The organism is Psychrobacter sp. TPE 89C (assembly GCF_055522395.1).
This window is the reverse complement of record NZ_JBVFXW010000018.1, coordinates 36,765-57,530: the sequence shown is the minus strand read 5'-3', so window position 1 is coordinate 57,530 and position 20,766 is coordinate 36,765. Positions and strand designations below refer to the sequence as shown.

At 42.7% G+C, this 20,766-nt stretch carries 20 protein-coding genes and 1 pseudogene; 16 read left to right on the top strand and 5 right to left on the bottom strand.

Translation table 11 applies throughout. The annotated features are described in order from the left end of the window. Positions 1-156: 156 nt before the first annotated feature. The 8 genes and pseudogenes from ilvA (at position 157) to ACZW67_RS07370 (ending at position 7,046) form a co-directional block, all read left to right on the top strand. Positions 157-1,710, top strand: coding sequence for a threonine ammonia-lyase, biosynthetic (gene ilvA / locus ACZW67_RS07405; protein ID WP_465182746.1), 1,554 nt, complete (start codon positions 157-159; stop codon positions 1,708-1,710). Positions 1,711-2,069: 359 nt separating this feature from the next. Continuing rightward, a pseudogene (locus ACZW67_RS07400) lies at positions 2,070-2,213 on the top strand (excalibur calcium-binding domain-containing protein); the annotation flags it as partial. Between the two features lie 141 nt (positions 2,214-2,354). Then, positions 2,355-2,777 (top strand): RNA-binding S4 domain-containing protein, encoded by a 423-nt coding sequence (locus ACZW67_RS07395; RefSeq protein ID WP_465182745.1) that lies wholly within the window; start codon positions 2,355-2,357, stop codon positions 2,775-2,777. Between the two features lie 208 nt (positions 2,778-2,985). Next, complete coding sequence (locus ACZW67_RS07390) at positions 2,986-3,483, top strand: low molecular weight protein-tyrosine-phosphatase (protein WP_465182744.1); 498 nt, start codon at positions 2,986-2,988, stop codon at positions 3,481-3,483. Positions 3,484-3,576: 93 nt separating this feature from the next. After that, complete coding sequence (murB, locus tag ACZW67_RS07385; RefSeq protein ID WP_465182743.1) at positions 3,577-4,725, top strand: UDP-N-acetylmuramate dehydrogenase; 1,149 nt, start codon at positions 3,577-3,579, stop codon at positions 4,723-4,725. Beyond that, positions 4,715-5,503: a YdcF family protein gene (locus tag ACZW67_RS07380; RefSeq protein WP_465182742.1), complete on the top strand. Its 789-nt coding sequence runs from the start codon at positions 4,715-4,717 to the stop codon at positions 5,501-5,503. The genes murB and ACZW67_RS07380 overlap by 11 nt, the downstream gene beginning before the upstream one ends. A gap of 139 nt (positions 5,504-5,642) precedes the next feature. Next, positions 5,643-5,936, top strand: coding sequence for a cbb3-type cytochrome oxidase assembly protein CcoS (gene ccoS, locus ACZW67_RS07375; RefSeq protein WP_465182741.1), 294 nt, complete (start codon positions 5,643-5,645; stop codon positions 5,934-5,936). A 207-nt stretch (positions 5,937-6,143) separates the two neighbouring features. After that, entirely contained in the window at positions 6,144-7,046 is a 903-nt protein-coding gene (locus tag ACZW67_RS07370) for a sulfite exporter TauE/SafE family protein (protein ID WP_465182740.1), read from the top strand. Positions 7,047-7,405: 359 nt separating this feature from the next. Here the strand turns inward: ACZW67_RS07370 and ACZW67_RS07365 are convergent, their stop codons facing one another. Both ACZW67_RS07365 and ACZW67_RS07360 read right to left on the bottom strand, forming a co-directional pair. Further along, positions 7,406-8,557, bottom strand: coding sequence for a DEAD/DEAH box helicase (locus ACZW67_RS07365; RefSeq protein WP_465182739.1), 1,152 nt, complete (start codon positions 8,555-8,557; stop codon positions 7,406-7,408). Between the two features lie 280 nt (positions 8,558-8,837). Continuing rightward, positions 8,838-9,053 (bottom strand): cold-shock protein, encoded by a 216-nt coding sequence (locus tag ACZW67_RS07360; RefSeq protein ID WP_110923792.1) that lies wholly within the window; start codon positions 9,051-9,053, stop codon positions 8,838-8,840. Positions 9,054-9,517: 464 nt separating this feature from the next. Here ACZW67_RS07360 and aroQ point away from each other — a divergent pair, with 464 nt between their 5' ends. Both aroQ and ACZW67_RS07350 read left to right on the top strand, forming a co-directional pair. Further along, complete coding sequence (gene aroQ, locus ACZW67_RS07355; protein WP_465182738.1) at positions 9,518-10,054, top strand: type II 3-dehydroquinate dehydratase; 537 nt, start codon at positions 9,518-9,520, stop codon at positions 10,052-10,054. A 337-nt stretch (positions 10,055-10,391) separates the two neighbouring features. Further along, the gene (locus ACZW67_RS07350; RefSeq protein WP_465182737.1) at positions 10,392-11,693 is read left to right on the top strand and encodes an ABC1 kinase family protein; all 1,302 of its coding nucleotides are present in this window, start codon (positions 10,392-10,394) and stop codon (positions 11,691-11,693) included. A gap of 43 nt (positions 11,694-11,736) precedes the next feature. Here ACZW67_RS07350 and ACZW67_RS07345 read toward each other — a convergent pair whose 3' ends face one another. Further along, a complete protein-coding gene (locus ACZW67_RS07345; RefSeq protein ID WP_465182736.1) occupies positions 11,737-12,567 on the bottom strand; it encodes an ion transporter in 831 nt (276 codons plus the stop codon). 318 nt (positions 12,568-12,885) lie between these two features. On the opposite strand from ACZW67_RS07345, the gene ACZW67_RS07340 reads away from it, so the two are divergent. From ACZW67_RS07340 to ACZW67_RS07325, 4 genes are all read left to right on the top strand, one after another. After that, on the top strand, positions 12,886-13,635 hold the full coding sequence (locus tag ACZW67_RS07340; RefSeq protein WP_110923788.1) for a YebC/PmpR family DNA-binding transcriptional regulator: 750 nt from the start codon (positions 12,886-12,888) through the stop codon (positions 13,633-13,635). A 231-nt stretch (positions 13,636-13,866) separates the two neighbouring features. Next, positions 13,867-14,205, top strand: a complete 339-nt coding sequence (locus ACZW67_RS07335; protein WP_465182735.1) for a FeoA family protein — start codon at positions 13,867-13,869, stop codon at positions 14,203-14,205. Positions 14,206-14,405: 200 nt separating this feature from the next. Then, positions 14,406-16,325 carry a ferrous iron transport protein B gene (feoB, locus tag ACZW67_RS07330; protein WP_465182748.1) on the top strand — a complete coding sequence of 640 codons (1,920 nt, stop codon included), beginning with the start codon at positions 14,406-14,408 and terminating at the stop codon, positions 16,323-16,325. Positions 16,326-16,335: 10 nt separating this feature from the next. Next, positions 16,336-16,461 (top strand): FeoB-associated Cys-rich membrane protein, encoded by a 126-nt coding sequence (locus tag ACZW67_RS07325; protein ID WP_465182734.1) that lies wholly within the window; start codon positions 16,336-16,338, stop codon positions 16,459-16,461. Between the two features lie 62 nt (positions 16,462-16,523). Here the strand turns inward: ACZW67_RS07325 and ACZW67_RS07320 are convergent, their stop codons facing one another. Together ACZW67_RS07320 and ftsY are read right to left on the bottom strand one after the other, a co-directional pair. Further along, positions 16,524-17,096, bottom strand: a complete 573-nt coding sequence (locus tag ACZW67_RS07320) for a methylated-DNA--[protein]-cysteine S-methyltransferase (RefSeq protein ID WP_465182733.1) — start codon at positions 17,094-17,096, stop codon at positions 16,524-16,526. Positions 17,097-17,150: 54 nt separating this feature from the next. After that, positions 17,151-18,062: a signal recognition particle-docking protein FtsY gene (ftsY, locus tag ACZW67_RS07315; RefSeq protein ID WP_227680899.1), complete on the bottom strand. Its 912-nt coding sequence runs from the start codon at positions 18,060-18,062 to the stop codon at positions 17,151-17,153. Positions 18,063-18,860: 798 nt separating this feature from the next. Between ftsY and ACZW67_RS07310 the strand changes: the two genes are divergently transcribed. Both ACZW67_RS07310 and ACZW67_RS07305 read left to right on the top strand, forming a co-directional pair. Beyond that, positions 18,861-19,025, top strand: coding sequence for a hypothetical protein (locus tag ACZW67_RS07310; RefSeq protein WP_197101362.1), 165 nt, complete (start codon positions 18,861-18,863; stop codon positions 19,023-19,025). A 205-nt stretch (positions 19,026-19,230) separates the two neighbouring features. Next, positions 19,231-20,730, top strand: a complete 1,500-nt coding sequence (locus ACZW67_RS07305) for a M16 family metallopeptidase (protein ID WP_465182732.1) — start codon at positions 19,231-19,233, stop codon at positions 20,728-20,730. Positions 20,731-20,766: the final 36 nt, after the last annotated feature.

The window sequence follows — 20,766 nt, the reverse complement described above, 5'->3', positions numbered from 1 at the left end:
TTTTTAATAAAATTTTTGTATAAAACCAACCTCATCTCTCATCAAAACTTGGAATCATGGCAAAAACTGCAATAGGGTCTTGCAAGATAATCAAAATCGGCATAGGCTAATCTATTTCGTTTTTATATTCATATACAATCTGTATTAGGGATCATTATGCTGTCAAACTGGGTACGAGCCATCTTACAAGCCACCGTCTATGACGTTGCGATTCAAACACCACTTGAAGCGGCACCCAAGCTGACCCAACGTTTTGCTAATGACATTCGTTTTAAGCGCGAAGATTTACAACCCGTCAAGTCCTTTAAATTGCGCGGTGCTTACAACCGTATTAGCCAATTGAATGATGAGCAAAAAGCGCGCGGTGTCATTTGCGCATCGGCGGGCAATCACGCACAAGGCGTAGCTTATTCTGCTCGCAAACTTGATCTTAACAACATCATCGTTATGCCAACCACCACACCTGACATCAAAGTAGATGCCGTGAGAGCACTGGGTGGCAACGTTGATTTGCATGGCGACAGCTTCGATGAAGCCAACCGTTATGCAATCAATCGCGCTGAAACCGAAGGCTTAACCTTTATCCCGCCTTACGATGATGAATTGGTTATTGCTGGGCAAGGCACTATCGGTCTGGAGCTAACACAACAGTGGCGAAATATGGATTACGTCTTCGTTGCAGTTGGCGGCGGTGGTCTCATCTCTGGTGTCGCGGCCTTTTTGGGCGCAGTGGCTCCGCATGTCAAAGTCATCGCTGTAGAGGCGGAACAGTCTGCCTGTTTAAAAGCAGCACTAGAAACAGGTGAACGCGTCAAACTGGAACAAGTTGGCTTATTCGTCGATGGTGTGGCGGTGGCTCAAATTGGCGAGCTGCCTTTTGAAGTTGTCCGTACACAAAAAAGTGACAACTCAGGCCCTATCGTCGAACCTGATGTGATTACCTGCACCAATGATGAAGTCTGTGCCGCCGTCAAAGATATCTTTGAAGAAAACCGTAGCATCGTCGAGCCTGCTGGCGCCTTGTCTGTTGCGGGTATGAAGAAATATATCGCTGCCAATAATATTCAAGGCAAAAACTGCGTCGGCATTATCTGCGGTGCCAATATGAATTTTGACCGTCTGCGTTATATCGCTGAGCGTACCGAAATCGGTGAGAAAAAAGAAGCCATCTTTGGGGTCACTATTCCTGAACAAACAGGCGCATTCTTAAACTTCTGCCGTAGCCTGCATGGACGTAATATCACTGAATTTAACTACCGTGCTGATAGCAAAAAATCACCAGACTCTATGGAGCCTGCCTCAATCTTTGTCGGTATCGCTCTAAAAGAAGGGGATAAAGAGCGTCAAACTATTAGTAACCAATTGGCCGCTGATGGCTACACTGCCCATGATTTAACCGATGATGACGTCGCTAAATCTCATATTCGTCATTTGATTGGTGGTCATGCACACGTCGAAAACGAGCAGTTATTAAGTGTGGTGTTCCCAGAACGTCCAGGTGCGTTGCTTACTTTCTTAGAGAAGCTTGGTGACGATTTTAATATTACCTTGTTCCATTACCGCAATCACGGTGCCGCTGAAGGTCGCGTACTGGTAGGCCTACAAGCCTCAGAGAGCAACTCTCGCCAGCTACAAGACGCGCTACTTGATATTGGTTACGACTGTACGATGCTCAACGACAATATCGGCTATCAATTGTTTTTGAAATAATAAAAGCAGGTATAAATCACTTTCTACTCTGTCAGTTTTTTAATCCATTAAGAAGCTGACAATGGCGAGCGGATGGTAACAACAGTTAGTTTTTAACGGTTATTGGTGAGTATAATGCCATGATGAAAAATATATTAATGATACTGGTACTGCTGGTTTTGGTAATTGTGGGTTATAAAATTTTTCAACCTGAGAGCGCACCGAGTAGCTCTATCACGGATTCATCCAATACGCCTCCAGTAGGCGCTGCACTAACCACTGCTGACTTTGATGAGATACAGCCAACGTATGTCGATTTGGATCCAAATTCAGAAGCAGTCCCAGTAATCAATTCAACAATAAATTCACAGCCAACAACGTCAAGCTTTTCATGTGATGGTAGACAACACTGCTCTCAGATGACCTCATGCGAAGAGGCAACTTACTTTACACAACACTGCCCTAATACAAAAATGGACGGCAATCATGATGGCATACCTTGTGAACAGCAATTGTGTAACTGATTTTTATAAACTAAAAATACAATATATCCCCTATCCAGCCCATCAACCACAAAAACTTATTTGCAAATTTAAAATATGCCCTAATCTCATTAAGATTAACTTATTTTAAATAAATACAGACATCCATATAGAGTAGCTGTTATGCAAAATAATACAAACAACAAAACCCAAGGCTTAGCTAAAATTCGCCTTGATAAGTGGCTTTGGGCAGCACGTTTTTATCGAACACGTACACTTGCCAAACAAGCCATCGAAGGTGGACGAGTTCACTACGCTGGTAGCCGTGTAAAAACCAGCAAAGAGATTGCGATCGGAGATGAATTAACCATCCGCCAAGGCTCAGCCACTGCCATGACTGAAAAAACCGTCATCGTGGAAGCGCTAACCACTCAACGCGGTAATGCGAGCGCAGCTGAAGTATTGTATTCAGAAACTGATGAGAGCGAAAATCGCCGCGCTTATCATGCAGAGCAACGCAAGCTTGCCAATCTTGCTCGCCCTGATAACAAACCCAACAAAAAAGAGCGTCGTGACATTCAGCGCTTTAAAAGCAAGCAAGACTAAAATACCGCCATCATTACACTGAATCATAGACCCTATCGCCATCAATACTGTGTCATATGACCATATTGTTCAGCCTATACTCTTGCCATTTACGGCATTAAACGTTACGCTGACAGCCGATTCAATCTATCAATTGCATGCTGATAAAAGCCGCACTAATAATGCTGGTCTCTTATGGCATGTTTTTTTTGTTATACAAGGTCATATTATGCTGATGAAAACCTGTACGCCATCGTCTGTATTATTGGTTTGTTTAGGAAATATTTGCCGTTCACCAACTGCTGAAGAAGTATTTCGTCAGCAAGCAGCGATTGCTGGATTATCAATAAAAGTAGACTCTGCAGGCACAGGTGATTGGCATATCGGTCATAAACCCGATGAGCGAGCACAGCGTCATGCCAAAGCGCATGGTTATAAAATCAATAAACTCATCGCACGCCAAATCAATAACGATGACTTCCGCAATTTTGATTTGATTTTGGCAATGGATGCGCAGAACTTAGCCGACTTGCAAGCGCTCAAAAACAATCTAGCAGATACTGAAAATAGTATGGCCAAGCTGGCATTATTCAGTGAAGAAGACCCAACGTATGGCGGTGATGATGTACCTGACCCTTATAAAGGTGATGCTGATGCCTTTGAAGAAGTCATTGAGCGTATAGAATCAAGCGCACAAGCTTGGATTGAAAGCTGGAAAGCTTGCTAGCGATAAAAGCTAGATTTACATGCCTTTTACGTCTCGCATCCTCTATAATGATTACTATGTAATTTTTTATCTATTTGCCATATGAGCTACGTTATGACCTCAGCTTCATGCCTTAATTCTAGTGCTCAACTTGCCACGACAACGGATTCAGTAGCAAACTTATTGCCTAGCGAGTCCGTTGACTTGTCACACAGCAATACTATGGCCCTGACCTGTATCGCTGACTATGTTGTGACGTTGACAGATGAGGCACAACTTGACACCTTTATGGCAGACTATGCGAAAAATACAGAGCAACAAAAGCCATTGTTTGTACTGTCTGGTGGTAGTAACGTATTACTGCCCACACAACTAAATGCAATCGTGCTACAGCCGAAAATGCGTGGCATCAGCTTGACCGCGCAGACGGATCGTTACGTCGATATTGAAGTGATGGCAGGCGAAAACTGGCATGACTTGGTTGTCCATACGGTCAGTCAAGGTTGGTATGGATTAGAAAATCTTGCGCTGATACCTGGCCTCACTGGCGCTGCACCGATACAAAATATTGGTGCTTACGGTGTCCAGTTAGAAGACCACTTACAGTATGTCCGTGCTTACCACATTCCCACCCAGACGTGGCACCAACTATCAATAGCAGACTGTGAATTTGGCTATCGCGACAGCATCTTTAAACAGACTCCCAATACATGGCTAATCAGCCGTGTGGGATTCAGATTACACACAGATATAAGCAAAGTGTTAGCCAGTTACGGTGATGTACAGACAGTGGCACAGCGTTATGCTGAACAGCAAAGCCGAAACAAGGCTACTCCTGCTGATATGATGCACGCTATTATAGAGATTCGCCAACAGAAACTTCCGGATCCCAAGCATCTGGCTAACTGTGGTAGTTTTTTTCAGAATCCTATTATTCCCAAAGAGCAATTTGTTGCGTTACAAGCCTCTTATCCAGCTATCGTTGGTTATCCAATGCCTAATGATAAAGTAAAAGTTGCAGCTGGTTGGCTCATTGAACAGGCAGGGTTAAAAGGTGGTGGTATTGCACCCATTGTCACCCATCAGCAGCAAGCACTGGTACTCACCAACCATGCTCCTTATCAAGCAACTCAAGAAGATGTCGCGATAGCACAGCGTTATATCACTGATGCGATCTATGAGAAATTTGCGATTCAGTTATCACGTGAGCCAGTTTGGGTAAATACTGACAGCTCTATTGGGCATGATGAGCATGTGGCCTAAAAAGTCACGGTCTAAGCGGCTGTTATCTAAGCGATTATGGCATTACTACTTACGTTCAGCTGAACGTATGATAACGCTGTTTCGTATCATCAATATTACCTTTTTGCTTGGCTCCACAACTGTTATTTTAGTCCTCATTAGTTTATTCACCCCCTTATTTTCGCAATCGATTGTTTATCTATTTACGCTACTTCCCTTGCCAAAGATACCTTCTGGAGCGGCGAGCTCCCCACCGACGGCCTATGTAGTATTAGGCGGCGGACTGACCAACGATCAGAACAATCAAATCATTCTAAACAGCTATAGTCTCAATCGTGCTCGTACTGCTGCGGGCGCTTATCACGACCTGCCCTTACCTATTGTGCTCAGTGGTGCTGAAGCGCCTTGGCTCGGTCAATGGCTCATCGAGCATGATATCGATGGACTGATAAGCGAAAACGCCAGTATGAATACTTGCGAAAATGCACGCTTTACCGCAAAGCGTATACCACTACGTCACGTCTACCTCATCACTGATAGCTACCATATGGCACGCGCCCGTAGACAGTTTGCGCTTAATGGTATCAATACTACACCTCTCAGCGCTCCTCTACCAGTTGGTCGAGACTGGGAAAAACCTGCACAGAATCTAACGCATTCACGGCGCGCCGTTTATGAAGTCGCCGCTTATTTACGTGATGTGATACGTCCGCAGATGGATTGTCGTCATGCCAGAGAGGTTACTTCACAGCAGCTATTAACGCCTAGAGGCAATGCGTCAAAGTCACCTACAGAATAAAATTGGATGAGCATTTGAGCTAGATTTTATTTAATGATGAGCATGGCTAATGGCTATTTCACTTTTATGTTCATAAGCAATCACCACACTTATAATAGGTGTATAATGCCACCAGAAATTGCTATCTAAGAGACTCTCCATGCTCAGTATATTTTTATTAATTCCGTTAAGTCTCATGTTATTTGTGGTTGCCATTTGGGCAGTACGTTATGCGGTAAAATCAAACCAATTTGAAGACTTAGACAACGCCTCACAGCGCATTATATTAGATGATCGTCAAGAGCGCAGACAAACCATGCAAGCTCATGAGAATGCTATATCTACTAAGCAAACAAATGGTAGCGCTGCAACTAATACAGCTGGTGGTAAAACAAACGGTACTGACATAGAGTCCGTCAATCCTTCTAATATTGATAGCAATCCAAAAATATAGCTTCGAGAGATAGTCGGTTCGAGATCATCAAGAGGCAAGTAAGACAAGTTCAAGTGTTACACATAATAGACTGAACAAGCCTAGCACCTTGTCTAATCAATATAGAATTGACCATATCTTGACTATACGTGACTCACGATTATGTTTCGTCCAATACCATCTATTTAAGTAGATTCAATCTTTCACTGTTTTTAGGAGAATCACCCCATGACCACAGCTTTACTCGTTGCGGCATTACTAATGGGATTTTTTGGTTCACCACATTGTTTAGGTATGTGTGGTGGTCTTGTGACAGCGTTTGGCCTATCGATGAAAGATGCCAGTCCTGCTAAACGCCGCGCCCTTGTCGCCACCTATCATTTAGGCCGTTTGAGCAGTTATGCATTATTGGGCTTAATCGCAGGATTGATTGGAACCACTGTGCTAGCGCCATTAATGATGGGCAATAGCATGCCACGTATTTTATTAGGCTTAGTATTGGTGTTTGTTGGTGTCACTATGCTTGGTGCACCATTTTTGAACAAACTTGAACGTTTTGGTATGCGTTTTTGGCAATACCTAAGCCCACTTCGTCAAAAAGTATTCCCGCTCAACACTTTTCCACGTGCACTAACTGCCGGTTTACTTTGGGGTTTCTTACCTTGTGGGTTGGTTTATGGTGCCTTACTCATCGCCGTAGTTGCTCATAATCCACTGAATGGTGCGGCACTCATGTTTGTCTTTGGCTTAGGGACAATACCGATGTTGGTCGCCACGCACGAAACGGTTGGTTGGTTACGTGACAAAATTGGACGCTTTCGCCTAAGACAGCTAAATGGCGCTGTCATGGTCATATCAGGTTTGGCCGTGGCGGTCGTGCCGATGGTCATGTCAAGTATGCATGGTGGGCATGATATGTCTAATATGCATGGCGATCATATGCAAATGAGTGACTCAGAAATGATGGACATGCCTATGGACGCAGACATGGATCACAGCAGTCACCATATGATGCCAGCTGATGATAATACATCCCACCAAGGCATGGATCATAGTATGCATGATATGAGTGATGCATCGATGGACAGGAACCACCATGAGCACTCTGAAACGATGGAACATGCTCAATAGAGTCATTGACCACAGATATAATCAGTGAACTACTAAACCGCTACGGCGTTATCCTCTTTAGATGTAATACTTGTACAATCTGCAGTCTGCTGCCTTGTAACCATTTTAGAGTTCTTTGACTATATTATTAAAATATAACATTGCGTGCTATCAAAGCTTGCCGTATGAAAAAGCCCTTAACATCAATACAAATGTTAAGGGCTTTTATCATTTTATTCGCTGCACACTATAGTTAATTCAGTTTAAAAGAGAGTCAAGGCAACCGAGTGCAGATATATAATACTTCAAGCAAGGTTAACGCTGTCACTCTTTTATAGAGGATTGACTACATAGAAAAACTAGCCGCTTTAAAAGTACTACTATTGCCATTGCTCAAGCGAAAACTTAGTATCCAAATGCTTTTCTAAGGCTGGTACATTAAACGCGTCATCCTCACTCACAAAGCTAATGCTGATACCGGTTTGCCCAGCACGTCCCGTACGACCAATACGATGTACGTAATCGTCTGGCTGATCAGGCAAGGTATAGTTAACCACATGACTGATATCATCGACATGGATACCACGTCCTGCGACATCTGTTGCGACCAAGATAGAAGCATGGCCATCTTTAAAGCGCTGTAGGTATTTTTCACGTTTTTGCTGAATAACATCACCTGACAGCATAACGATTCTGTGGTCTGCACGCAGCTTATGATATAACCGCTTAACTTGGTCTTTACGGTTGGCAAATACAATGACTTTGTCCACTGCAGGATCGCTAATAATACGCTGCAAGGCTTCTAGTTTCTGATCTTCTGTCAATAAGTAAAAGTGCTGATCGACCAACTCACTGGTTTTGTGCTCAGGCTCAATTTCAACAAACTGCGGCTCATGTAACCAGCGATAAGCCAAATTCATCACATCTTGGTTAAAAGTGGCAGAGAATAGTAAGCTCTGACGGTCTGTATTGGCTGGCATCCGGCCTACCAGACGCTTGATATCAGGAATAAACCCCATATCCAACATGCGATCTGCTTCATCTAATACGAGTACTTCAACGCGATCTAAGTAGACCATGCCTTTATTCGCAAGGTCAATTAAACGTCCAGGCGTCGCAACCAAAATATCAACATATTGACGCTCAAGCTCATGCTGCTGGGTTTCATAATTAGTACCACCCATGATACACACGCTATGTAGCGCCGTATATTTGGTCAAAGCGATACAATCATCAAATATTTGCTGGGCAAGCTCACGTGTGGGTGCCATTACAACCGCGCGCGGCTCACCTAAATAGCGCTCTTCATCATTGGTAAAAGGACGCTTAAGCAATGCCTCCATGATCGTTAATAGGAAAGTTGCCGTCTTACCAGTACCTGTTTGAGCCTGTCCAATAGCGTCTTGATTTGCCAACGTATGTGGTAGTATTTGTGCTTGGATAGGCGTCAATGCAGTAAACCCTAAATCACTGACAGCACGTAATGTCGGTGCTGAAAGCGGCAAATCAGTAAATGTCGTAAAATTACTCAAAAAAATATCCTTTTTGTGTTAATCACTTGTATGTTGTCCATCGTAAGCAAACGCATTATCAAACGTTATAATACTATATAGCGTCACCAATAATCATTGCCACATCAAATCTATAGATAGCGGATAGTCATGCAGACATAAAAAAGCCAAGCCCGATACTTACTCTGACCTAATATGCGGAGATTCACTCAACATAGGTAAGATAAGACGGGCTTGACTCAGTAGTATATCAGTAGTTTGTACAGACATTATAGCTAAACCGCTCTAATGACCGGATAGATTACTCGTCTACTTTTCTGACTTCTTCAGCTTGAAGGCCTTTTTCGCCTTCTACTACACTGAATTCAACCTTTGCGCCATCTGTTAAAGAGCGATAGCCATCACCTTGAATCGCGCGGAAATGGACAAAAATATCTTCTCCGCTATCACGTTGAATGAAACCAAAACCTTTTGAGTCATTAAACCACTTAACAGTACCTTGCTCACGAGCTGACATAATATTACTTCCTAAAAAAGTCCGCTTAGCCCCAAATTCCTTTGCAACATTGCATACAAACGGGATCTAAAATTATGAAATCAAAAAACTTAAGAGTCCTACACTAACCACTATTACTAACATATAGCTTTTATGATAGACAATTACCTCTATAAACATTCTTTACGCTTATAGAGACGATAAGTGGCTTTCATATCAGCATTACTTTAGCTATAGCAACAAACTTGCAATAATTATTGCATAAAAAATATCATAGCACGGGTTTTTAGCAACATAAAGACTTTTAGCATGCTTTTTTACTTTCAGGTTGATTTTTCATGTAATTTTTTTATAACCACTACTAGCAAGCTGCTATCATAAACAAATAAGCACCATTGGGTGACATAATTCTCTTTTTCTACGACCCTTATGCCTTACAATAAAAGATAAACCACTAACCTTACTTAATCGCTATAGAGACCAGTATGACGACCTCATCACAACCTACCACAGTATTAGATACTTCTAGTCAAAGCAGCACTAAACAACTCACTCATAAGCTGCTGTTGGTTAACGGGGTCAATCTGAATTTATTAGGTAAGCGTGAGCCTGATATTTATGGTCATGCGACGCTTGCTGATATTGAAGAACGTTTGATTGCGCGTGCTGCTCAGCATAATATCGAATTGATTTGCATACAATCAAACCATGAAGGCCAGCTAGTAGATGACATCCAACATCATGGATTGTTAGCAGATGCGACAGCACAAGTAGATGCTATTATTATCAACCCTGCTGCATTTACGCATACTTCAGTTGCTCTACGTGACGCATTACTAGCCACACAAAAGCCATTTATAGAAGTACACTTATCTAATGTTCATGCACGTGAATCTTTTCGCCATCATTCTTATTTGAGCGATGTCGCAGTCGGTGTTATTTGTGGTTTGGGACAAATGGGATATCAAATGGCACTAGATTATTGGCTCAACAACCTCTACTCTATCAATCTTAGCGACTAACATTTATCGGTTTTTTGAAGTGATGGTTTTAAGTGCTAGCAATGATTGCTTGTATGTACTAAAGATGGCTCAGTTAAACGGTAATATAGTTGATTCAATTTAAAATTGTTTGATTAAAATACTAGGGCGTGTCCTCATTTTAGAAATGGTGATAAAAATGAGATAAATTGCAGTCAAACAAGGAAAATAGCGCAAATAATATCGAGATATTAGTCAGCTATTTGACGCCGTTTGGCAAGATTTAGCCATTTTTAACCCATTTAGATGACTATCGATTGAATTGAGGACACGCCCTAGCATTATGGCTGAATAAACAACCCAATATACGGTGATATGAATGGTAAAATCGTCTGGAAAGCGCTTTATGAAACTCGCTGGCATGACTGTAAGTATTGCCGGAAAAGCAGCTAAAAACTCATTTAAGCACCTATCAAGCGATGAAGAGAAACGTCTGCAAGCACGCTCAGAGCTCATGCAAGATGTGGGGATTCAGATAGCTGAGACGCTTGGTGAAATGAAAGGCGCCGTCATGAAAGTGGGGCAAATCGCGTCACAATATAAAGACGTGTTTCCACCTGAGGTTGCCACTGCTCTAGAGAAGCTGCAAAAAGATGCGCCGCCCATGCCATACGCACAGATACAGGCACAAATAGAACGTGAGCTTAAAGCGCCTGTTGGAGAGTTATTCGACGAATTTGAAGAAACACCATTTGCTGCTGCCTCTATTGGGCAAGTGCACAAGGCTGTATTACCCTCTGGTCAAAGAGTCGTGGTAAAGGTTCAGTATCCCGATGTGGATGAAAACTGTGATAGTGATCTTAAACAAGTACGCATGGCTTTAAAAATCGCTGGTGTGCTCAATATGAGTAAGCAACTACAAGAACAGTTGTTTCATGAGATTCGCCAAAGTTTGCATGATGAATTGGACTATATTAAAGAAGCAAATAACTTACGCGTATTTGGTGCGTTTCATGCAGAGGACGAAGGTCTTATCATTCCGAAAGTTATTAGTAGCCACTCATCTAAACGGATTTTGACACTGACTGAAGAGATGGGAGAAACGCTAACCGTCGCAGCGAGTTGGGATAATGACATCAAACAAGAAATAGCCAAGCGCCTGTTTCATTTTACTGCAGGGCAGCTATTTGGACTGTATCGTATGCACTGTGACCCACATCCTGGCAACTTTGCCTTTCGTAAAGATGGTAGCGTCGTGGCTTATGATTTCGGCGGTATTCGCAGTTATAGTGACAACGAGGTTCAACTGTTTCGACGTTTCGCTAAACATGCGATCAAAAGTGACGTCACTGCTCTTGAGCAAGATTTAATAGCATTAGATATTCGCCGTGATGATGATAAAAACATCCCTGGTGAATTCTATGAAAAATGGCTATCCATTGGCCTAAAACCCTTCTCTATTGAACCTTATCAAACAGGCACTTTCGATTTTGGTAGTAGTCAAATACATCACGAAGCCATTGCACAAATGCGGACATCTTTGAAGTATTTTGGTCAGTTTCAGCCTTCTGCGACAACCATGATGCTAGATCGAACCGTGTCAGGACAATATTGGAATTTGGTCAATCTGGGTGTAAATATTGACTTATCACCGCTTATCAGTGAGTACATCGATATATAGCATGACACGAAGTAAAAACTCACATCAAAGCGGCTAAGCCATACTAAACGTGCAGCGCATGTCCACAGCGATCACAAAACTCTGCGGCGATTGCGTGACCAAACTTACCACAGTTGGGACAAGTAACAGGATTGAGTTGAGGACGCATATTACGTGCTAGCTCAGCAGTAAAAATACCGGTGGGTACAGCAATGATCGAATAACCGGTAATCATAACCATACTTGCAATAGCCTGGCCCAGCGGCGTTTTAGGTGACATATCACCATAACCAACTGTAGTCAGCGTGACGATCGCCCAATAGATGGACAGCGGAATACTGGTAAAACCGTTCTCTGGCCCTTCTACCACGTAGATAATCGAGCCAAAAATCGTGACTAGTAGTACGAGAGATAAGAAGAATACCGTAATCTTTTGTTGACTGGTCTTAAGCGCCGAGGCCAAAAATCCGGCTTGTTGCATATAAGCTTTGAGCTTGAGTACGCGAAAAATACGCAAAATACGCAAAATACGTATGACGAGTAGATACTGCACACCTACGAACATCAGGCTTAAATAACTTGGTAATACCGACAACAAATCCACAACCCCAAAGAAACTAAAAACGTAACGCAAGCGATTGGGGGCTGAAAATAACCTTAAGGCATATTCCATTGTAAATAAAATGGTGAAAAACCATTCTGCGTAAAAGAATATGGTGCCATACTGCAAGCGCATATATAGCACACTATCAAGCATCACCACAGCCACACTGGCCAAGATTGCAATCAATAATATAATATCGAAAAGCTTACCTAAACGAGTGTCCGTGCCTTCAATAATGACATGGATACGGTTACGCAAGTGTGTAATGGCTTCGGCAGTGAGTTGCTTCATAGAGTCAGTAACTTCATAAAATCAATGGCTTGATAGCATCCAATGACTTAAAATGTGATGGATAAGGCCAAGTTAGTCAAAATACACAAAACTGGTTTATAATATTGCTCACTTATCACAGTGAATACAATCTATAAGTTGCCACAGTGTAGCAAAAAAGCACTCTCAACAACATACAAATCGTTAACGTGTCAGTAGCTCTATTACGTAAAAGAGATAGAGTATCTATCTGATAAGACACGTGACTTGGTATGAAAGATAATTATTAAACAATTTTTTTAAGCACAATAAATAGTACGCAGAACTTAAGGATGTTATATGGCAGGCCATTCAAAGTGGGCAAATATCAAACACCGCAAAGCTCGTCAGGATGCGGTAAAAGGTAAAGTATTTACCAAGATTATCCGTGAAATTGTTTCTGCTGCCAAGCAAGGTGACCCCGACCCTGATAAAAACCCGCGCTTACGTGCCGTGATCGAAAAAGCACTATCCGTCAACATGACCCGCGACACGATTAACCGTGCGGTCGATCGTGGTACAGGCGGTGGCGATAATGAAAACATGGAAGATGTCAGCTATGAAGGCTATGGCGTGGGCGGTGTGGCCGTACTGGTCGAGACCATGACTGACAACCTAAATCGTACGGTCAGTGAAGTACGTCATGCTTTTACGAAGAACGATGGTAATCTTGGCACTACAGGTTCAGTGGCTTATCTGTTTACCAAACGCGGCGAAATCACCTTTAACGATGTAACCTTAGAGGATGAAGTCATGCTGGCGGCACTAGATGCTGGCGCCCTCGATATCGAAAATGATGGTGAAAGCTTACTTGTCATCACTGAATGGGAAAGCTTCGGTCAAGTTCAAGACGCGCTTAATGCAGCGGGCCTTGTTTCTGACAATGCTGAAGTAACCATGTCGCCATCAACCATTGCCGAAATAGACAATGTCGAAGATGCCGAAAAAGTCATGAAAATGATTGATATGCTAGAAGATATCGATGATGTACAAGAGGTTTATAGCAATGTGAACTTCTCTGCTGACGTAATGGCACAGCTTGAAGGATGATTAATATAGTCTCAAATGTGGCCTATGTTGCTGAACTTTGAGACCTAAATATTAGAAATAGCCTTTAGTATTAATCATTTAAACTTTAGAGCCAGACAGTTTCTTACTGTCTGGTTTTTTGTTGTCACAAGCCGCCTTATGGATATTGTTTTTGTGAAAGTTGAGGAATATAATCGCACAAAAACAGTAATAGTTATTATTTGCAATAATGCGAATAATTAAGGACTCTCTATGAGTATTACGATACTCCCTTCTCAACGCCCCACTACCGATACGTCTACTCTTTCTGATAACAAAACCACATCATCTCCTGTGTGTTCATTGCTGGATTTCGATAAGCGTCAACCTGCCATTATTGATGATATTGTCGCCAATAGTCGGTTTGGTGAAATCGATGGGGCTATCAGTCAACGACTAAAAGACTTAGGGTTTTTGCCTAATACGTTGATTCATATTGTAGCCAAAGGATTGTTTGGTAAACCACCTTATGCAGTGCAGCTGAGCACAGGCGCACAATTTAGCTTACGTGCCGATGAACTGATAAAAATACAGTGCCGTGCTGTCACATAAAGGCAAATGATAAAAGGCACTGATTGTTGGATGCCCACGTGCTCTATCCAAACGCTTTTTTCATATAGTCTATTCCATTTAAAAGTACTACAAGGCAACCGAGTGTAGATGTATATTAAATACGTCAAGCGAGGTGAATGCAGTAACGCTTTTTTAGTGGAATGACTATGCCAGTCCTTTTAACAGCGATTCATAAGCTTATGACCTCTTCAGCAACCCTTTCAGTACCAGCCAATCAAACTAAAGCCAGCACTGCTCCTATCACACTGGCTTTGGTCGGCGCACCCAATTGCGGCAAAACAGCTACTTTCAATGTACTTACAGGCTCTAAAGCTAAAGTGGCAAACTACTCTGGCGTCACAGTTGATAAACGCAGTGCTAGCCTACTTGGGCACTCTAATGTCAATATTTTAGATCTACCGGGCACTTATAGTTTAAAAACAGCCAGTCTCGATGAAGAAGTCACTCGTAAAGTACTGTTTGGTCAGATGCCAGGCGAATCTGTCCCTGATGGGATTATATTTGTGGCTGATGCAACCAATCTACGTATGTCATTACGTATGTTGCTAGAGCTAAAAAACTTAGGCTTACCCATCATCGTGGCACTCAATCTAAGTGATGTGGCGCAGAGCCGTGGTTTAGTCGTAGATGAGTCGATACTATCAGATGAGCTAGGCGTTCCTTTCGTACAAACAGTCGCCATTAAACGTAAAGGCTGTGCGAAATTACTCACTTTAGCCGATGAACTGATTGATTATATTGGTGATAGCGAGCAGCCCATACATTTTTTTGAGACTGATACTGATACCCATACGATGTACCAACAGGCTGACGATATTCTCAGCCGAGCCGTGACGGCAGTACAGCGTTTGCCCAAATGGCATGAACGTTTGGACCAATTGACACTTCACCCCGTGATAGGTGTTGTCATCTTATTGATGATTTTGTTTGTTATATTTCAAGCAGTATATGCATGGGCCACACCGCTGATGGACAGCATTGAGTGGCTAGTAGGTAGCGTGGGAACTCTGTTATCACAATGGCTACCAGATGGAATATTACAAAGCCTAATTGTTGATGGCATCGTAGCTGGCGTGGGCAGCGTCGTGGTATTTGTGCCACAAATTGCATTACTGTTTCTATTTTTGTTGATACTTGAAGATTCAGGGTATCTGCCTCGGGCCGCTTTTTTACTAGACAATTTATTGGCCAAGATAGGACTGTCTGGACGCTCGTTTATTCCCCTACTATCAGGTTTTGCGTGCGCCGTACCAGCGGTTATGTCGACCCGTACTATTCCTAGTCACACAGAGCGATTGGTAGCGATTGCTGTTTTACCCATGCTAACCTGTTCGGCTCGCTTGCCTATTTATGCGCTCATTATTGCCGCTGTGATACCCAATCATGCGGTGCTTGGCATATTTAATTTGCAGGGCATTACGTTATTTATACTATATGTGGCTGGCACGTTTTCAGCGGCGCTCATCTCTTGGCTGTTCAAACATTTTCATAACACAAAGTCAGAATCTTCTGCTTTTCCGTTACTGATGGAACTACCCACATATCGTATGCCCAATGTTAGGCATATAGCAGGTGAGCTTTGGGACAAAGTAAGTGCGTTTCTCATGAAGGCTGGTACCGTTATTTTCACCTTATCTGTTGTACTATGGGTGTTGGTTACCTTTCCAGAAGCCCCTACTGGCAGCGCTGGACCCGCTATTGATTACAGCTTTGCTGGTATGCTTGGGCATTTAATTGAGCCTATTTTTGCGCCTATTGGCTTTACCTGGCAGATGTGTATTTCTTTGATTCCAGGACTTGCAGCAAGAGAAGTCGTTGTAGCGGCTTTGGGTACAGTATATGCCGTGGGCAGTGTCGGTGATGAAGCTATCAATCAAACGCTTATCCCGATTATTCATGCCCAGTGGGGACTTGCGACTGCATTTTCGTTTTTAGCATTTTACGTATATGCGCCTATGTGTTTGGCCACGCTGACGGTTATCCGCCGCGAGACAAAATCGCTAAAGCAGACGTTGGCCATCACTGGCTATTTGTTTGTATTGGCTTATGTCATGGCTTGGCTAGTCTATCGAATAACAGGCCAAATTTTTGGATTCTAAGGAGTTAATAATGAGTATATGGTTAGAATATTTTATCGTCTTTATAATCGTTGCCATCTCTATTTACTATGTATGGACAAAGGTTATATTTAAGAAGTCACAAGGCTGCTCTGGCTGTAATAAATGCGCCAAATAAAAAAGCACCAAACCTCATAACAGGTTTGGTGCTCAATCAATTCGTAAAAAATAGATTTATACTTATGGTTTACATTTGACCCCTTCAAGCGCTAACAGATATTCTTTTTTATCTAGCCCGCCTGTATAACCGCCAAGCTTACCGTCACTAGCAATCACTCGATGACAAGGCACGATAATACTAAAAGGGTTTTTGCTATTGGCATTAGCAACGGCACGAAACCCTTTAGGACTATCAACACGCTTTGCCAATGTAGCATAGCTGATCGTTTCGCCATGATTGATATCTTGTAGTGCATGCCATACTTGCTGCTGGAATTTAGTGCCCAAGCTCATATCTATCGGCAAATCAAACGCCTGAAGTTCACCTTTAAAATACGCCGTTAATTGTGCGATGGCTTCTATTAACAATGCTTGAGAAGGTTCATTATCGCTTAGGCTATTATTGTCTATAAAGGTAAAGTCTTGCTCTGTAAGTTTATAATGATTTTTGAGTTTAGGAATAGATTTTGAGTGCTGCCAAGAGTTACCTGCCAGCAACCAATTGGCCTCAACGAGCATAGGGTGACCATGCTCATTGACACGGGCGATTAGCGTTAATCGATGTGATCCAAAGGCTGCTGTGGTAACTATCATGGCTTCTACTTCCCAATTCTCTTAAAAATTATTTACCAGCTAAAACAGGCTATTTTATTCTTTATCGTCAGTCTCAAATAACGCGGCAACAAACTGTTTTGGACTAAAGGCACGTAAATCATCAATCGACTCACCCACCCCAATATAGCGAATAGGCACGTCCGTTGTCTCAGCAATATTAAAGACTACGCCACCTTTCGCCGTACCATCTAACTTGGTAATGGTAATACCGGTCAATGGTACGATTTTATTAAATAGCTCTACTTGGTTAATCGCATTTTGCCCTGTGCCAGCATCAAGTACAATCATGCCTTCATGCGGCGCGCTTGGATCAGCTTTACGCATGACACGTACGACTTTCTCTAGTTCGGCCATCAAGTGAGTTTTGTTTTGCAAGCGACCAGCAGTATCCGCGATTAACACATCAATGTTTTTTGCTTTGGCAGACTGCATGGCATCGAAGATGACAGACGCACTATCAGAGCCATGACCTTGCGCTACTACTGGTATGTTATTACGCTCACCCCATATCTGTAGTTGCTCTGTGGCTGCCGCACGGAACGTATCGCCCGCCGCTAACATAACTGATTTACCTTCACCTTGTAGGCGCTTGGCAAGCTTACCAATCGTTGTGGTTTTACCCACACCATTGACACCAACGACTAGGATGACAAATGGCTTTTTGGTGCTATCAATTACTAAAGGTGCGACTTTCGGGGTTAAAATATCGACTAGCTCACTTTGCAGTGCTTTATATAATGAGTGTGCATAAATCAAATCACCACGGGCGGTCTGTTCAGTGAGACTTTTGATAATACGATTCGTTGCATTCACTCCAATGTCAGCCACTAGCAGCTGATCTTCCACTTCTTCTAATAGCTCGTCATCAATCTCTTTGCCACCGATTAAGATACTGACCATACCTTCGGCTAGGTTTTTACGTGACTTACTCAGCCCCGTTTTCATACGATTAAACCAACTGCCTTTTTTATTGTTTTCTTGACTCTCTGCTGATTCTGGTGCTGTCTGAGTTACCGCTTGCGAATTGCTACTTGCATTGCTATTGGCATTAATATTAGCATTGCTACTTGCAGCGCTAACAGCTGATGTATCGCCTAACTGATCCTGTAGTGGCATGGTTGGGGCAGTAGAGATACTACTAGGTGTCGCAGCGTTATGTTTATTAACTGTATCACTTTCGATTGGCGAACCCAGAGCGATATTATCTGCTGCATTAGCGACGGCATTGATACTTGGTACTTCTTTACTTACCGTGCTGTCTTTTTGCGCTGCTGCAACATCGACAGTTTCATCGACAATGGGTACGGATTGTGCCGATAGACTGGGTAAAGTAATATCGTCGTCATCCAAGTCATCAAGATCTCCATCGAGGTTAATGACCACACGACTATTATTGTTTGGGTTATTCATAAGCTTGCCCTAAAAGTTATCACAATCAGTTATTTGTTTATTTTAAACGGGTTTATCGGTCATGATGTTTTGAGCATCGACATGACAAATAATTTTGCCTTAGTTTAGCATAATTCAGGTTATGCTCAGCCCTTACCATCATAGACTATCGTCAAAATTTATAAGTTTAAGAGATCATATAACCGACTGAGAAAGTTTTGCTTAAGGTTTGGACACAAAAATCTGACTTTACACATGTTAAACTTCACCTACTCTACCAGTCTTACTTCCTTGTTCTAGCTTTTCATTCTATACCTAGAAACCACTTTGGTTATCACCTTTTAGGAGTTACCTATGTCATCACTATCTAACACTTATAAAAAACATGCACAGAAAATAATCAGTATCAGTACCGTAATGCTGATAGCGACCGCCACACTAGCAACAACAGGCTGTAACACCACACATGATATTAAGCCAACCGCTACTGTTATGGTTGGTGCACATACTTCTCTATAGCACTTTACTACGACAACTAAGGCCTATTAGACATTCACAAATTGTCACTACTTTTCTAACGTTAAGTCATCTGAAAAGTTGAATCGTCTAAACAATAGCCATTGTCTGTCTATACCATAGCTGAATAGTGAACCTGTCCTAATATATTGTTTGATTTATCAATCATCAGTTTACAAGCTATCATTTTATATGAGTAGAACACATCATGACATTGTCTTTACCACTACCTAAAACCGCTTTACGCATTGCTTGTTCCATCGCAATGATGACGACCCTTGCCGCTTGTCAAACCAATGCTATCGATCCAAAGCCATTGTCTACCGCTCAAATTCCAGCAACTCCGAGCACATTGAACCAAGCTAAATCGGGTCAAAACCAAATGACCAATGACAATCAGTCATCATCATTAACCATGGACATGTCCGGTCGACATGAGTATCAGTTAGAGAACGGTCTGAAAATAGTGATAAAAGAAGACCATCGTGCACCAGTGGTCATGTCTCAGATTTGGTATCGAGTAGGTTCAACTGATGAGCCAATCAATAAGGGTGGTATCTCTCACTTACTTGAGCATATGATGTTTAAAGGCACTACTGACGTGTCAAGTGATGATTATGAGCGCTTAATCGCCAAGTTTGGCGGCGTCAACAATGCCTTTACGAGCTACGACTATACGGGTTATTACGAGCTGTTCCCTGCAAACCGATTTCCCCTAGCGCTTGAGCTAGAAGCAGATCGCATGAAAAACCTGCTGTTCAATGAAAAAGAGTTTGTCAAAGAGCACCAAGTTGTCATGGAAGAGCGCCGTCAACGTACCGATGACAATCCACTGGCAAAAGCATACGAGTCCTTTCGTTTACTCGCACTGCCTAACAGTCCAAAAGGTGAGTCCGTCATCGGACCCATGAGCGAGCTTGAATCAATAACGCTTCCAGAGCTAAAAGACTGGTATCAAAAATGGTACGCACCAAACAATGCAACCTTAGTCATCGTCGGTGATGTCGACCCTCAAGACGTGTTGGCTCAGGCCAAACGATACTTCGGTGAGCTAACGCCGAGCACTTTACCGAAACGCCCTACTGTCAGCCAAAAAGGCTTCCGTGGCTATCAGAAAGTCGACTCCGAGCAAGCCGTACAAGTACCAGTTTTATTAATGGGCTATAACGTACCCAGCCTCGTCACAGCAGGTGAAAATAATGAAAAACAAGCGTATGCGCTCTCACTGGCTCAAGATGTATTAGATGGTGGCTTGTCTGCTCGCCTTGAGAGTCGACTGATACGTGAGCAAGGGCTACTGACCACAGTAGGAACGTCTTATGATTTGCTCGATCGCGGCGATGGTCTGTTCCTGATTCAAGCAACTCCGCGTGAAGGCGTGAGCTTAGAACAAGCGCAGCAAGCTATTATGACTGAGATAGAGAAGCTAAAAACCGATCCAATTGCCGCCGACGAAATCAGTCGTGCCAAAACCAACACGGTGACAGGGCTTGTCTACGCACAAGACAGCATGGAAGGTCAGGCACGTATGATTGGCTCATTACAGTCCATTGGACTGGATGACAGACTGCTTGCCGAGCTACCAGCCAAACTTGATGGCATCTCAATCGCTGACATACAAACGGCCAGCAAAAAATATTTAGTAAAAGACAATTTAACGGTCATGCATGTCATCCCGCCTAAAGACCAAGCCAACACAAAAAAATAATGGTGTGGTGATTATGCCGATCATAAAGACGTTACT

Excerpts from the sequence above, each read along its gene's own strand:
- ACZW67_RS07325 (WP_465182734.1), top strand. The coding sequence starts at position 16,336 with ATGAGTATATGGTTAGAATATTTTATCGTCTTTATAATCGTTGCCATC.
- ftsY (WP_227680899.1), bottom strand. The coding sequence starts at position 18,062 with ATGAAAACGGGGCTGAGTAAGTCACGTAAAAACCTAGCCGAAGGTATG.
- ACZW67_RS07395 (WP_465182745.1), top strand. The coding sequence starts at position 2,355 with ATGCAAAATAATACAAACAACAAAACCCAAGGCTTAGCTAAAATTCGC.
- ACZW67_RS07390 (WP_465182744.1), top strand. The coding sequence starts at position 2,986 with ATGCTGATGAAAACCTGTACGCCATCGTCTGTATTATTGGTTTGTTTA.
- ACZW67_RS07340 (WP_110923788.1), top strand. The coding sequence starts at position 12,886 with ATGGCAGGCCATTCAAAGTGGGCAAATATCAAACACCGCAAAGCTCGT.
- ACZW67_RS07360 (WP_110923792.1), bottom strand. The coding sequence starts at position 9,053 with ATGTCAGCTCGTGAGCAAGGTACTGTTAAGTGGTTTAATGACTCAAAA.
- ccoS (WP_465182741.1), top strand. The coding sequence starts at position 5,643 with ATGCTCAGTATATTTTTATTAATTCCGTTAAGTCTCATGTTATTTGTG.
- ACZW67_RS07305 (WP_465182732.1), top strand. The coding sequence starts at position 19,231 with ATGACATTGTCTTTACCACTACCTAAAACCGCTTTACGCATTGCTTGT.
- ACZW67_RS07335 (WP_465182735.1), top strand. The coding sequence starts at position 13,867 with ATGAGTATTACGATACTCCCTTCTCAACGCCCCACTACCGATACGTCT.
- ACZW67_RS07345 (WP_465182736.1), bottom strand. The coding sequence starts at position 12,567 with ATGAAGCAACTCACTGCCGAAGCCATTACACACTTGCGTAACCGTATC.
- murB (WP_465182743.1), top strand. The coding sequence starts at position 3,577 with ATGACCTCAGCTTCATGCCTTAATTCTAGTGCTCAACTTGCCACGACA.
- aroQ (WP_465182738.1), top strand. The coding sequence starts at position 9,518 with ATGACGACCTCATCACAACCTACCACAGTATTAGATACTTCTAGTCAA.
- feoB (WP_465182748.1), top strand. The coding sequence starts at position 14,406 with ATGACCTCTTCAGCAACCCTTTCAGTACCAGCCAATCAAACTAAAGCC.
- ACZW67_RS07320 (WP_465182733.1), bottom strand. The coding sequence starts at position 17,096 with ATGATAGTTACCACAGCAGCCTTTGGATCACATCGATTAACGCTAATC.
- ilvA (WP_465182746.1), top strand. The coding sequence starts at position 157 with ATGCTGTCAAACTGGGTACGAGCCATCTTACAAGCCACCGTCTATGAC.
- ACZW67_RS07380 (WP_465182742.1), top strand. The coding sequence starts at position 4,715 with ATGTGGCCTAAAAAGTCACGGTCTAAGCGGCTGTTATCTAAGCGATTA.
- ACZW67_RS07310 (WP_197101362.1), top strand. The coding sequence starts at position 18,861 with ATGTCATCACTATCTAACACTTATAAAAAACATGCACAGAAAATAATC.
- ACZW67_RS07350 (WP_465182737.1), top strand. The coding sequence starts at position 10,392 with ATGGTAAAATCGTCTGGAAAGCGCTTTATGAAACTCGCTGGCATGACT.
- ACZW67_RS07370 (WP_465182740.1), top strand. The coding sequence starts at position 6,144 with ATGACCACAGCTTTACTCGTTGCGGCATTACTAATGGGATTTTTTGGT.